This is a genomic window from Flavobacterium sp. W21_SRS_FM3, assembly GCF_052113625.1.
GTDB lineage: Bacteria > Bacteroidota > Bacteroidia > Flavobacteriales > Flavobacteriaceae > Flavobacterium.
On record NZ_JBGQOD010000002.1, the window covers coordinates 486840 to 500482 of the forward strand.

General features: G+C 32.6%; 15 protein-coding genes. 8 read left to right on the forward strand and 7 right to left on the reverse strand.

The annotated features are described in order from the left end of the window. Positions 1–92 precede the first annotated feature (92 nt). From ACEN2K_RS05580 to ACEN2K_RS05615, 8 genes are all read left to right on the forward strand, one after another. Positions 93–1286: a pyridoxal phosphate-dependent aminotransferase gene (locus ACEN2K_RS05580; protein ID WP_441758338.1), complete on the forward strand. Its 1194-nt coding sequence runs from the start codon at positions 93–95 to the stop codon at positions 1284–1286. Positions 1287–1522: 236 nt separating this feature from the next. Then, on the forward strand, positions 1523–2194 hold the full coding sequence (gene folE, locus ACEN2K_RS05585) for a GTP cyclohydrolase I FolE (protein ID WP_441758339.1): 672 nt from the start codon (positions 1523–1525) through the stop codon (positions 2192–2194). A gap of 125 nt (positions 2195–2319) precedes the next feature. Further along, the gene (gene cysS, locus ACEN2K_RS05590; RefSeq protein WP_441758340.1) at positions 2320–3798 is read left to right on the forward strand and encodes a cysteine--tRNA ligase; all 1479 of its coding nucleotides are present in this window, start codon (positions 2320–2322) and stop codon (positions 3796–3798) included. Positions 3799–3828: 30 nt separating this feature from the next. Further along, positions 3829–4071, forward strand: coding sequence for a membrane protein insertion efficiency factor YidD (gene yidD / locus ACEN2K_RS05595; RefSeq protein ID WP_441758341.1), 243 nt, complete (start codon positions 3829–3831; stop codon positions 4069–4071). A gap of 116 nt (positions 4072–4187) precedes the next feature. After that, positions 4188–5114 (forward strand): prolipoprotein diacylglyceryl transferase, encoded by a 927-nt coding sequence (lgt, locus tag ACEN2K_RS05600; RefSeq protein WP_441758342.1) that lies wholly within the window; start codon positions 4188–4190, stop codon positions 5112–5114. Positions 5115–5302: 188 nt separating this feature from the next. After that, positions 5303–5650 carry a hypothetical protein gene (locus ACEN2K_RS05605; RefSeq protein ID WP_441758343.1) on the forward strand — a complete coding sequence of 116 codons (348 nt, stop codon included), beginning with the start codon at positions 5303–5305 and terminating at the stop codon, positions 5648–5650. A gap of 85 nt (positions 5651–5735) precedes the next feature. Beyond that, positions 5736–6539, forward strand: a complete 804-nt coding sequence (locus ACEN2K_RS05610; RefSeq protein ID WP_441758344.1) for an endonuclease/exonuclease/phosphatase family protein — start codon at positions 5736–5738, stop codon at positions 6537–6539. A gap of 329 nt (positions 6540–6868) precedes the next feature. Next, positions 6869–7279 carry a hypothetical protein gene (locus ACEN2K_RS05615; protein ID WP_441758345.1) on the forward strand — a complete coding sequence of 137 codons (411 nt, stop codon included), beginning with the start codon at positions 6869–6871 and terminating at the stop codon, positions 7277–7279. A 282-nt stretch (positions 7280–7561) separates the two neighbouring features. Here ACEN2K_RS05615 and ACEN2K_RS05620 read toward each other — a convergent pair whose 3' ends face one another. The 7 genes from ACEN2K_RS05620 to ACEN2K_RS05650 all read right to left on the reverse strand — a co-directional run bounded on the left by ACEN2K_RS05620 (position 7562) and on the right by ACEN2K_RS05650 (position 13636). Beyond that, positions 7562–8473, reverse strand: a complete 912-nt coding sequence (locus ACEN2K_RS05620; RefSeq protein WP_441758346.1) for a glutaminase — start codon at positions 8471–8473, stop codon at positions 7562–7564. A 21-nt stretch (positions 8474–8494) separates the two neighbouring features. Next, positions 8495–9757 carry an asparagine synthetase B gene (locus tag ACEN2K_RS05625; protein ID WP_441758347.1) on the reverse strand — a complete coding sequence of 421 codons (1263 nt, stop codon included), beginning with the start codon at positions 9755–9757 and terminating at the stop codon, positions 8495–8497. Between the two features lie 326 nt (positions 9758–10083). Then, positions 10084–10749: a response regulator gene (locus tag ACEN2K_RS05630; RefSeq protein ID WP_441758348.1), complete on the reverse strand. Its 666-nt coding sequence runs from the start codon at positions 10747–10749 to the stop codon at positions 10084–10086. 3 nt (positions 10750–10752) lie between these two features. Continuing rightward, the gene (locus ACEN2K_RS05635; RefSeq protein WP_441758349.1) at positions 10753–11544 is read right to left on the reverse strand and encodes a sensor histidine kinase; all 792 of its coding nucleotides are present in this window, start codon (positions 11542–11544) and stop codon (positions 10753–10755) included. Continuing rightward, positions 11541–11831: a hypothetical protein gene (locus tag ACEN2K_RS05640; RefSeq protein WP_441758350.1), complete on the reverse strand. Its 291-nt coding sequence runs from the start codon at positions 11829–11831 to the stop codon at positions 11541–11543. The genes ACEN2K_RS05635 and ACEN2K_RS05640 overlap by 4 nt, the downstream gene beginning before the upstream one ends. A 347-nt stretch (positions 11832–12178) precedes the next feature. After that, positions 12179–12631 (reverse strand): hypothetical protein, encoded by a 453-nt coding sequence (locus ACEN2K_RS05645; RefSeq protein ID WP_441758351.1) that lies wholly within the window; start codon positions 12629–12631, stop codon positions 12179–12181. A gap of 387 nt (positions 12632–13018) precedes the next feature. Further along, positions 13019–13636, reverse strand: coding sequence for a hypothetical protein (locus ACEN2K_RS05650; protein ID WP_441758352.1), 618 nt, complete (start codon positions 13634–13636; stop codon positions 13019–13021). Positions 13637–13643 lie beyond the last annotated feature (7 nt).

Here is a 13643-nt window from a genome sequence, read left to right on the forward strand (position 1 = left end):
ACTTAAAACTGCTTATTTAACAATAAATAGGCGGATTGACGGTATTACTTTCGAAAAAAAAATCGCAAATTTGCAATTCAATAATTAGAATTATGCCAAAAATATCACACAAAGGCAAGCAAATGCCTGAATCACCGATACGTAAATTAGTTCCTTACTCAGAAATTGCAAAGAAAAAAGGAAACAAAGTCTACCATTTAAACATTGGTCAGCCAGATATTAAAACCCCTGAAGTTGCGATGGAAGCGGTTAAAAATATTGATATAAAAATATTAGAATACAGCCATTCTGCTGGTTTTGAAAGCTATAGAAACAAATTATCTCAGTTTTACAAAAATCAAGGATTACCTATTAATACTGAGGATATCATTATCACTACTGGTGGATCTGAAGCCTTACTTTTTGCAATGGGAAGTACAATGGATCAAGGGGACGAAATCATTATTCCTGAGCCATTTTATGCTAACTATAATGGTTTTTCAACGGCTTCTGGAGTAGCTGTCATTCCTGTTATCTCTTCTATTGATACTGGTTTTGCCTTACCTCCTATTGCCGATTTTGAAAAACTTATTACACCAAAAACCAAAGCAATACTTATCTGTAACCCTGGTAATCCAACTGGTTATTTGTATTCTAAAGAAGAAATTATGCAGCTAGCTGAGCTAGTGAAAAAGCATGATTTGTTCTTAATTGCTGATGAAGTTTATAGAGAATTTACTTATGATGGCGATGTACATTACTCTGTGATGAACATTCCAGGTCTTGAAGAAAACGCAATCATGATTGATTCAGTTTCAAAAAGATACAGCATGTGTGGAGCTCGAATAGGTTGTATTGTTTCAAAAAATAAAGAATTAATGGCTACTGCAATGAAATTTGCACAAGCAAGATTAAGTCCACCTACCTTTGCTCAAGTAGCAAGTGAGGCCGCTTTAGACACTCCTCAAAGCTATTTTGATGAAGTTATTTCAGAGTACAGAGAACGAAGAGACACACTAATTGCCGAATTAAATAAAATTGAAGGTGTAAAAGTTGCTACTCCAAAAGGAGCTTTCTACTGCATTGCTGAGCTTCCAATCGCTAATGCTGATGATTTTGCACAATGGCTTTTAGAAAGTTACGACTACAATGGAGAAACAGTTATGGTAGCACCTGCTGCTGGCTTTTATTCGACTCCTGGAGTTGGTTTAAACCAAGTAAGAATAGCATATGTTTTAAAGAAAGAGGATTTAATTACTGCAGTACACATTCTTAAAGAAGCTATTATTGCTTACAATGCGCGCTAATTAGAATAAAGCGTTACTTAAGCAAAGTTTTTACAATATAGTGACTCAATATATTTACAAAGGCAATAACAGCTTTACTGTTATTGCCTTTGTTCATTTTAAAATCACATATCTGCTGAGATTAAAACAAGCATTAAAAAGAGATGATTAATTATCAAAAGCTTTAGAAATTCTTTAGTTTTTATTAATTATCTTTACGGCCTAAAAATATACACCCACAATAATAGTAGCTTTTAATGATAAATAAGGAAGAATTACATGATGAAATAGGTGATAATCATATTGCTTCATGTGCAAAAAACCCAGTAAGAGAGGATGCGTTTGACATTACTGATGATGAAAAAATTGAAAAAATAAAAAAAGACGTTGAAAGTATCCTATTGACATTAGGAATGGATTTGACCGATGATAGTATGAAAGGAACACCTAATCGTGTTGCAAAAATGTTTGTCAAAGAAATTTTTGGGGGTTTAAACCCTGCTAAAAAACCAAAAGCATCCACCTTTGATAACAATTACAAATATGGTGAAATGCTAGTTGAAAAAAACATTACATTATACTCAACTTGTGAGCACCACTTATTACCAATTATAGGAAGAGCGCATGTAGCTTATATTTCTAATGGTACTGTAATTGGTCTTTCAAAGATGAACCGTATTGTGGAATATTACTCTAAAAGACCTCAAGTGCAAGAGCGATTGACGATGCAAATTGTTCAGGAACTACAACAAGCTTTAGGAACAGATGATGTTGCTTGTGTGATAGATGCAAAACACTTATGTGTCAATTCAAGAGGAATTAGCGATATTGAAAGTAGTACAGTAACTTCAGAATTTGGAGGAAAATTTAAAGACCCACAAGCACGTAGAGAGTTTTTAGATTATATCAAAATGGACACTAAGTTTTAATATAACTACACTGTTAATCGACTAATCATATGCCTAGCCCTGATTGAAGTGAAAATCCTTTTTATTTTTTCTTTAAAAATAAAAAGATTGCAGCAAAAAGCAGGATGAGCTTCTAAAATAGAAACATGCCTTTATATACAAGTCAAACCCTAAAAATATACAATTCTCTTTCGGGAGAAAAAGAAACATTTGTACCTATTAACGAAGGAAACATTGGAATGTATGTGTGCGGCCCAACGGTTTATAGTAATGTACACTTAGGAAATGTACGCACTTTCATGTCTTTTGATGTGATTTTTAGATATTTATTACATTTAGAATACAAGGTACGTTATGTACGTAATATTACTGATGTGGGTCACATTGTGGATGATGTAGATGAAGGAGAAGATAAAATTGCAAAGAAGGCACGTTTAGAGCAATTGGAACCTATGGAAGTAGTACAACGATACACTGTTGACTTTCATGATATCCTTAAAGCTTTTAATTTTTTACCACCAAGTATTGAACCTACAGCTACCGGTCATATTATTGAGCAAATAGAGATTATTAAAAAAATAATTGATTCAGGGATAGGCTATGAAGCCAATGGATCTGTTTACTTTGATGTAGTAAAGTTCAATGAAACCAATCATTACGGACGATTAAGCGGGCGAAATATCGAAGATATGTTGGCCAATACACGTGATCTAGATGGTCAAACCGATAAAAGAAATCCTCAAGATTTTGCTCTTTGGAAAAAAGCAGAGCCTCAACACATTATGCGTTGGCCATCGCCATGGAGTGACGGATTCCCAGGATGGCATCTAGAATGTACTGCCATGAGTACCAAGTATCTTGGTAATCATTTTGATATTCACGGTGGAGGTATGGATTTAAAATTCCCTCATCATGAGTGCGAAATTGCACAAAATGAAGCTTGCACGGGTCAAACTCCAGTAAATTACTGGATGCATGCCAATATGCTTACTTTAAACGGTAAAAAAATGGCTAAGTCTACTGGTAATAATATTTTACCTAGAGAGATTCTTACGGGTGAAAATTCTATCTTAAGTAAAGCATTTTCAGCATCAGTTGCTCGATTCTTTATGTTACAGGCTCATTATAGAAGTATACTTGATTTCTCTGATGACGCTATTGTGGCTGCCGAAAAAGGTTACAAAAGACTGATGGAAGCTATGGATGGACTAGCAAACATTAAAGCTGGTTCAAAAAGCACCTTAGATATTGCTACTTGGAAACAGACTTGTTATGATGCTATGAATGACGATTTTAATTCGCCTATTCTTATTGCACACTTGTTTGAAGGGGTGCGTTATATCAATCTTCTGCTTGACAATAAAGAAAGTTTAACCGCTGCTGATCTGGAACTATTTGCTGCAGCCATGCATGCTTTTGTTTTTGATGTTTTAGGGTTAGAAGATGAAAAAGTTACAGATACTAGCTCAGATAAACTGGAAGGTACCGTTAACATGCTTATTGCCATGAGAAATCAAGCCAGAGCCGATAAAAATTTCGCGTTGTCTGATCAAATAAGAGACCAATTAATAGCCATAGGAATCCAGTTGAAAGACGGTAAAGAGGGTACCACTTTTAGTATTTAAAATTGCTACAGAAGAATCTAAAAACATATAATGCTGAATAAAATACTCATATTCCCTTTTTTACTGTTAGTGCGTATTTACCAACTTGTAATATCGCCATTAACTCCAGCATCTTGCCGATTTGAACCTACTTGCTCTTCCTATATGATAGAAGCATTAAAAGTTCATGGCTTATTTTATGGTGGTTTCTTGGGGATAAAAAGGATTGTGAGTTGTAACCCATGGGGAAGGACGGGCTACGATCCAGTTCCTAAAAAGAAATGCAATCACTGATATACTGCTAATTAAAAAAATGCATCGTGGAGAAAAAGAAAGCTATGAAAGGTTTAACTTAAATTTCACACTGCAATTCTTAACAAAAAATGTATTTTTACATAAAATAAATAATAATGACACACGCTTTAAATATAGTTTGGAATCCATCTGAAGGAATAGATCTTGGTTTTTTTGTTATTCGTTTTTACAGCTTGATGTTTGTAATAGCGTTTGGACTAGGATGGTATATAATGAAAAACATCTTTGAACGTGAAAACGAATCTATAGAAAAATTAGATTCACTATTCATCTGGACGGTTTTAGCAACTTTAATAGGCGCACGTTTAGGACATGTTCTTTTTTATGATTGGGAATATTTTAGAAATCATTTGCTGGAAATATTTTTACCATTTAGATTTAGCCCAAAATTTGAATTCACTGGTTTTCAAGGATTAGCAAGTCATGGTGCAGCAATATCAATAATTATTGCAATGTATTATTTTAGCAAAAAAGTGCTAAACAGACCTTTATTGTGGATTTTAGATAGAGTGGTAATACCAGTGGCAAGCGGAGCTATTTTTGTTAGATTAGGTAATTTCTTCAACTCTGAAATCATTGGTAAAGAAACTGATTCTGCTTTTGGAATTCGATTTGTACGTGACCAATTTAGCCCTAGAGATGCTGTTAATGCAACTCAAATAGCTAATCCAAATGACGCTTACAACGCCATTGTTAGTGACCCCAAATTTGCAGGTCTATTAGAGCAAGTTCCCGTTAAGCATCCTGCGCAATTGTATGAAGCATTTTGCTATGTCTTTGTATTTGCTATTTTGTATTTCTTATATTGGAAAACAGAAGCGAGACTTAAATCAGGATTTTTATTTGGTTTATTTTTAGTATTATTATTCTCAGTACGTATTGTAGTAGAGTTTGTAAAAGAAAGTCAAGGTGGATTTGAAAGCGCATTAGGACTACTTTCTACGGGGCAATGGTTAAGTATTCCTTTTATTTTAATTGGAGCTTATTTTATCTTTACTGCAGAAAAACCGGTTAAAATATAATTTTAATAAAGACCATTATAAATCAAAACAGTTAAGAGTACAGACTTTTAACTGTTTTTTTATTTGTTTGAGCTTTATCGAATATCACTATTTATCTAAGTATTTTATTACAATAATATGCCCTGACTACGGTTTTCCGTAAAATAGATCAATAAGATGATTGTACTTTTGGTAAAAAAAGAATGAAAATGCCAGCTATACTAAGAAAAATTATCTTCACTTTCTTACTATTAGGATTGACTAGTTGCCAACAAGATAAAAATAGAGATCACCATAGCGTCCTTGATTTTAAGAGTAAAGACGAAACCATTCTGGAAAACAGCTTCGATTATATAGTTGAAGGTTTTGATGAAGATGGAAGAAAAGTTAATGGTTCTATCAATATAGAAGGCAACAATGGCTTAGGCATTCTTACTCAAAATGATGGAAAACTCACAGAAATTGTTATTGAAACTATGCATTCCAAGAAAAGAATTGTAGCAACAAATGACGAAGGTTTTAAGTACCATCTAACAATCATATCAAAAGCGAAATAAGGAAACATTGTAGTGCTTATTTGTTCAAGATCCATTATTTCGGTATAAAATTAATTAAGTTGTATTCTCTCTCTTATTCCAATAAATGAAAATTATTTTTAGCTTCTTTTTTTTCTTCTTTTACAGCATACTCTTTTCGCAGACCACACTTTTATCTTGGAACATAGAAAATTTTGGACGTTCAAAATCTGATAGCGAAATCCAATATATTGCAAAAACCATTCAAGGCTATGACATTATCGCATTACAAGAAGTAGTTGCTGGTTATGGAGGTGTTCAAGCTGTAGCAAAATTAGCAGATGAACTTAATCGTACCGGTGCAAAATGGGACTTTACAGTAAGTAATCCTACCTCTAGCAGTGCTTATAAAACTGAACGTTACGCTTTTCTCTGGAAGACACCAAAAATAAAGAAGATTGGAGATGCATGGCTGGAGAAACAATACCATCTAAACATAGACCGAGAACCATACTTATGTACTTTTGAATATGAAAGCAAACAATTTACTGTTGTTAACTTTCATGCCATCACTAAAAAGAGACAACCCGAAACAGAGATTAAATATTTTAAGTTTTTGCCTAATGAATACCCCAATCTACATTTACTATTTGTAGGTGATTTTAATTGTCCACAGTCGCATACTGTATTTAATCCGCTAAAGAAAATGGGTTATGCTGCTCTTTTTGTCAATCAAAAAACATCTTTGAAACATCAGTGTAAGAATAACAATTGCCTCGCTTCTGAGTTTGATAATATATTTTTTCAAACCAGCCTGCTAAAAAATAGTAATCAAGGTATTATTCCTTTTTACAAAAGTTTCAACTCACTTAAAGAAGCTAGAAAGATATCTGATCACATCCCTATTTGGTTCGAATTTTATTTAAATTAATTATCTTCTTTTTTAGGGTAAAAAAGGGTTACAACTCCAATCTTGAACAGGTCCTCGCTGCGTTCTTTCAAAATAGTTTAAAACTAGTCCTTAAGTACGGGAAACCGCAAAGAAAATAACTTAGTCTTGCTTAATTTTGTTCGAAATTTAAATCTCATGTACAGAATTCTCTATTTATTACATCAAGACTTGGTGGTATTCATTCAAGTTGGCGTAATGAGTTTGTCTGCGTTTAGCATTTTGTTTTTAGTATATAAAATGTGGAAAGAAGAAAAAAAATAGTACTAAGTGAAAATTAAAAAAAATCATCATTATAAACGAAATCACCTATGACATCAAAAAATCAGTTTAAAGAGATCATTCTTAAAAAAGAAAAACTACTTCTTCGCTGCAAAACCAATGAAATAAGGGAATACAAATATTCTGACTTAGAAAATATATTTATTAAAGTAAACAAGGCGTCAACAATTCAAGAATTAGGCGCTATTGCTTTGCTTTTACTAATTGTTAGACTTTCCTTGAACAACCTTCCTCATGATTTAGTTTTAGTATTGCCCTTAATAATTATAATCACACTTTTTGTTAGAGTTGATTTATATAAGAGCTATGAACTCACTATCAAGTTAAAAAATGGTACGTTTTTAAAAAGAAAGGTTAAACCAGATTTACTACAGGAAGAAATAGCGACTATAAATAACATCAGACAGGAGATTTTTGATTGTAAAATTAGATCTTGCTAAAGCTTTCTACATTTACATTTCTTATAAAACAAAATTATTAAATTCTTATTAACTGTAACAAATCTGCTTTATAAATTGCCTATTAGGACTCCTTGTAAGTTTTTATGTTTACAAAAGCATAGTTACTTACATCCTATTATAGATGAAGAAGATTTCCTTACTTTTATTAATTGCCCTAGGGCAATATATTACTTTTCTTCCATTTCTGATGTGTTGAAAAGCAGCTAAAAAGAGAAAGCCTATCATAATGTGATAGGCTTTCTCTTTTTATAGTTATATCTCTTAAAATATAGACATACCGGTTTTAGTAGTTAACAATTCCAATGCATGCATACCTAGCTCAGAATTTCCTTTTTTATTTAATTTAGGTGACCAAGTGGCCACCACAAAATTTTTAGGAAGCAAGGCAGCTATCCCTCCTCCTATGCCACTTTTTCCTGGTAAGCCCACCTTGTATGTAAACTCTCCAGATTCATCATAAAAACCGCAGCTTTGCATTAAGGCATTTAACCTTTTGACTTGACTACTGGACACTATTTGCTTTCCATCTCTTGTTTTTCCTTCGTTAGCAAAAAAGAAAAAAGCATGTGCTAGTTCTTCACAACTCATTTCAATAGCACATTGATGAAAGTAAAAATCCAGCACTTCATCTACATCATTATCAATGTTCCCAAAAGATTTCAAAAAATTAGCTAATGCCGCATTCCTAAAGCGAAACTCTTTTTCAGATTCGGCGACAGCTAAGTTATGCTTCACGGAGTTACTTCCTGAAATTAACTGAATGTAATTCAAAAAGTCTTCTTTTGGGTTTTTTAAACAAGAAACTAATATGTCTGCAATTACTATGGCTCCAGAATTGATAAAAGGGTTTCTAGGTATTCCTTTCTCATATTCTAGCTGAATCAAAGAGTTAAAAGCAGTTCCCGAAGGTTCTACTCCTACACGTTTCCATAATTTCTCACCCAAAAATGAAAAAGCGAGTGCGACGGTAAGTGCCTTAGAAATACTTTGAATGGAAAACTTTTCTGTACTGTCACCCACTCCATAATCCTCGCCTTCGATCGTCGTCAGGTGAATACCAAATTTAGTTGGATCAACTTTAGCTAACTCTGGGATTGTTGTTGTTACCTGGCCTATCGTAGTATAATCATTGAGTTCTATTGCTATTTCTTGTAGTATTTGAGGATAGTTCATTATGTTGCTTTTTAATCCTTTTTAGGTTTTTTGTTTTTTCTTACGCGCTGCTGGAAACAGTACATTGTTTAAAATTAATCGGTACCCAGGTGAATTTGTATATAAATCTAAAACTGTGGGTGCATCTCCTACTCTGTGCTGGAAATCTTCTGGATCATGACCCCCGTAAAAAGTAAACATGCCTTTCCCTTTTTCACCATGGATGTAGCGAGCTTCACCATTGAGCTCACAGCTGCCCATAATCAGCACATTTGACTTTATCAATGAAGCATTATACGAGGTCGTTTGTCCCATAAAACCTTTCACTAACTGAGTATGGTTTTGGCAAAGCATACTAGGAATGGGGTCCCACTTAGCCGAATATTGCATCAAAGTGAAATAATCTTTTTCCATTGGTATTCTTCGTACCTCTGTCATATCAATATCTGAAAACTCATATTTTTCGGGCTTTCTTTCTAATATGAAGTCTTTAAAAGCGAATGAATTAGAATAGTTTATCTTGGACTGGTAATTGGCATCACTATCATCTCCATCAAACATCGCTTCGCAAATATCCACCCCATCTGCAGCTAATGCAATATCAAAACTTTCTGTAGCAGAACACATGGCAAACATGAATCCACCACCAATGACAAAGTCCCTGATTTTTTTGGCTACAGCCCCTTTTTCGTCAGCTACTTTTTTAAAACCTAGTTTAGCAGCCAGTGCCTCTGCCTCTTTCTTTTGTTCGATATACCAAGGCACATTCCTATAAGCTCCAAAGAATTTCCCGTATTGTCCTGTGAAATCTTCATGATGCAAGTGCAACCAATCGTATAAGATGAGTTGGTCATTCAGTACTTCTTCGTCATAAATAGGCGTAAAAGGAATTTCGGCGTAAGTCAATACTAAAGTTACAGCATCATCCCAAGGTTGTTTGCCTTTCGGCGTATAGACAGCAATCTTTGGAACCCGTTCTAGAATTACAGTTTCCATATTTTGGGAAGGACTAGATATCTCTAACAAAATTTGATTTGTTTCATTATCAGAGAGTATCTCAAAACTAACTCCTCTTATTTGGCATTCCTTTCTTATTTCTTCGGCATCAGGAAGTAAAAATGAGCCACCGCGATAATTCAATAGCCAGCTGGCCTTATAACTTTTTTGTAGAGACCAAAAAGTAATACCATATGCTTTTAAATGGTTTTTTTGAGTGTTTTCATCCATTGGTAACAACAAGGATGAGGCTTTTGAAAAGAGTGATGAAAATAAAAAAAGAAGAAGTAGTAGCTTTTTTACTGCCATTGCAAAATTGTTTTAAGTCAAGGATATAAAGGTAAATCATTAAAAGCGCTAAGCTTCCATTTTCACGAAACTAATTATTAAATACAGTTATCTGAAACATTTTAGATCAAATTCAGGTATTTATACTCATTTATATCTTCTTCAAATTAAATAACTTTGATACTGTATTTCAAACCAATTAGTACAAAATGAATATCTTTAAAAATAACTACCAGCCAAAAATTTTAAAAGTCCTGAAAAAGAGCGGGCTGTGTTTATTAGTTATGTCTATTATTATCTATTTTATTTTAGCAATTAGCTACATGAATAGTTAGTTCAAACTCAATTCAGTCATAAATAAGTACAATTTTATTTTGAACAGCGTACACCACTAGACCGGCGATATTTTTAGATCCCGTTTTAATTAATAAATTATTACGGTGTCCATCCACTGTTCGTGGACTAAGAAACAAAATTTCGGCAATTTCAGCGGTGGTTTTTTGCTCACAGATTAGTTGCAACACCTCATTCTCGCGACTTGTAAGAAAATTAGATTCTAACGGACTCTTTGTATTCGAACTTGCTAATACTGTCTCCTTGAGAATACTCATTACATAATCATTATAATAGAATCCCTTGCTGTGCACTTCGCGTATGGTCTTTATTAAATCTTGTGGAGTCGTATTTTTAACTAAATAGGAAACAGCTCCTACATCGATCATATTTGCTACAAATGATTTAGAATCATAACTAGACAATGCAATAATTTTAATTTTAGGAAAGTCTTTATGAATTACTTTAGTGGCTTCTACGCCGTTTAATAATGGCATTTTTAAATCCATAATAATAATATCAGGATGAATCGCACTGCTATTTAAAAAAGAAAGTAGTTCAACTCCATTAGAAGCTTCATGAATAACATCAATATTCTCTTCTCTATCCAGTAAAAAGGAGATTCCTTTTCTAAAAAGAATCTCATCATCAACTAAAACTATTTTTACAGTATTACTCATAAATTAAAAATGTATTAGTACGTCAATACCTTGATTTTTTGCAGAAACAATCGCAAGACTACCATTTAAAAAATCTACTCTACTCTCAATGTTTTTCATCCCAAGTCCGTTTTGATTTTTGGGATCATCCATATCAAATCCTAACCCATTGTCAGTGTATTTACAACGGTTTTGACCATCCACTTCATCAAAAACAAGGTTTATCTCAGTGGCTTTTCCATGACGAACGGAGTTGTTCATTAATTCTTGGAGAATTCTAAATACATGCAAGTGTTTCTCCTTGTCCGTTTCATTAAATGTTATATTATTTTGATAAGTGACATTTACGGCTTTACTACTATTAAACTCGGCACACAATTCTTCTACACCGGCATGAAGTCCAAATTTATCTAAAACAGGTGGCAGTAAGTCATGCGCAATTCGTCTTGTATTTCCCAAAGCTTTTGCTGTCAACTCTATAATATTGTTTGTTATGTCATTTGTTTCTATAGCCGATAGATTAGGAGTCTTTAACAAATGACTATTTAAAGAAACGATATTTAATTTAGAACTAATATCATCGTGCAGGTCTTGTGCAATGCGCTTGCGTTCTTCTTCCTGAGTGATAATCACCGCACGCAATTGTGCACGTTGATGCTGAATCTCTAAATCTTTTTTCTCTAATTCTTTCTGAATGATTTTTTTTCGAGAAAAATAGAAAAATACAATCAAGACCACAGCTAAAATAATAAAGAATACTGAGGTGTATAGAATTATTGAAACAATTTCCTTTTCATGAACTGGGTTAATTTTCATCTCTTTAATTTAATTGCTTTTTTTGAAAAATTTTTATTCCAGTCGTACACTATCAAGAGGTAATAGACAATAAGCAAGAAAGCATTTAAAGTCCAGGTTAATAAACTTATTTTAGGGCTCAATTCTGCTGTTAAGTTACCCACAAAAAACAAAATGGTACTACCTGATAAATAAGAAAGTATCCCTATGTTGATGTAATAATATTCTTTTTTATCATTTAACATATTGTAAAAATGCATCACTGCATAAATAATTACTAAAAATGATGTAACAAATATTTCGAACATATTAAATTTATAAAAAACCATTGGATCAACCGCATACTGAATTCCAATCGCTAATAAACCTATAATCAAACAAAGGTTAACTATTTTTTTTTGTCTCTTTTCTTTTAAGAGATTTTGATAAAAAAAACTGAGTAAGACGAACTGTCCAATAAAATAAATATGTGACAAAAATAAATTATGTATACGTAAACGCATTAAGATATTTGAAATAATTTGCACACTAAAAACTAAGCCTAAGTACCATGTGAAGATAATGTAAGCCTTGCCTTTATTCGCAAATCCTTTTATAAACAATACCAGACTAATAAATAATATTATGTAGCCAATGTTAACTAATGGATAATACATTATTCAAAATTTAAAGGGCTTTCTTCATCTCCAGCTGGCGGACAAGGTGTAGAAAAATCATATATTCCATCAACTGCAGCATTCTCGTCTACAGAATTATTATCAGCTGTTCTTATACCATAGTTGATTTGATCAACATATACGTTTCTATCAGCATCATACTTAGTACCTACAAACATTAATTTTTCTTCATAAGTCGTTTTGCCGCCCTTTTCCTTTGATTTAATTTTTCGAACACCAATGTATGCTCTTACGTGAGTTCCACCTTCATCTAATAATTCTTTCAAATCAACTGCAGGAATTAAGAATGCATTTAATTTATGGTGCTTATTATAGTGACCTTCTTTTTTTACCCAACGTTTTGCCCATTTTTGAGCCTTTTTTAAAGAAATGGCATTAATAAATCCTTCAACTGCTGCTGCTGCTTTTTTGGGTGTGGTTTCTTTTGACATTAATCCGTTTATTTTAAGTTATTTGATTAGTTGTTTGTGACTAAATAGCATACTGCTAAAGTACTATATTTTAAATTTTTAACATAAAAAATAGCACTTTTTATTACACAATAGTACACACTGTTTTTTAAGATTTATCAAAAAAAAACAGGTAAAATGAAAATAAAAAACAGTCATTATAATAATGAATTAGAGTTGATGAGCAAAACCCTATAAATAGCTAAACTAATAAAATGTTGTTCTAAACAGTTTGATTCTTAATATGCTTTGGAAGGATAAGGAAATTGTCAATATAATTAAAGTACAAATCCAGTACTGTTTTGTTCGAAAATAGAGAAACAACTATATAAAAGAGCAAAATAAGCAGAGCTATCACTGTAACTGTCTTTATCCTGAATAATTCTTTTTCCATTCTATTAAAATAAAACAGTGATTTACAATGACTAGAAATGCATTGAAAGTCCAAGTAAAGTAACTCCATTTCGGACTTAAATCAGCAGTTAAATTGCCAACAAAAAACAAGACTGTACTTCCAAATAAGTATATCAGAAGTCCCATATTAATATAAAAGAATTCTTTTTTCTCATTCAACATGTTGTACAATCTAAAAATCGCAAAAACAATCAGCAATAGCGCTGTTACAAATATTTCGAACAAATTAAATTTAAAAAAAATACTAGGTTCAAAGATATACTGAACCGAAATAACCAGTAAACCCGCCACAAAACCATATTTAACTAATTTTTTTTGCAGAGGATCCTTTAACAGACTATGATAAAAAACACTCAGTAAAATGAATTGTCCTATAAAATAAAAATGGGATAAAAAAAGGTTGTTGTGCTGTAGTTGTTTTAAAGTCCCTGATACTACTTCAATTACACCAACAAGAATTAAATAAAAAGCAAATATTTTATATGCTTTTGCTTGCTTAGAGAAGCCTTTTAGATAGAGTATTAAATTTAATAGCAACAGGAATTCACCGATATGGACAAGTGTGTAATACATCTATTTT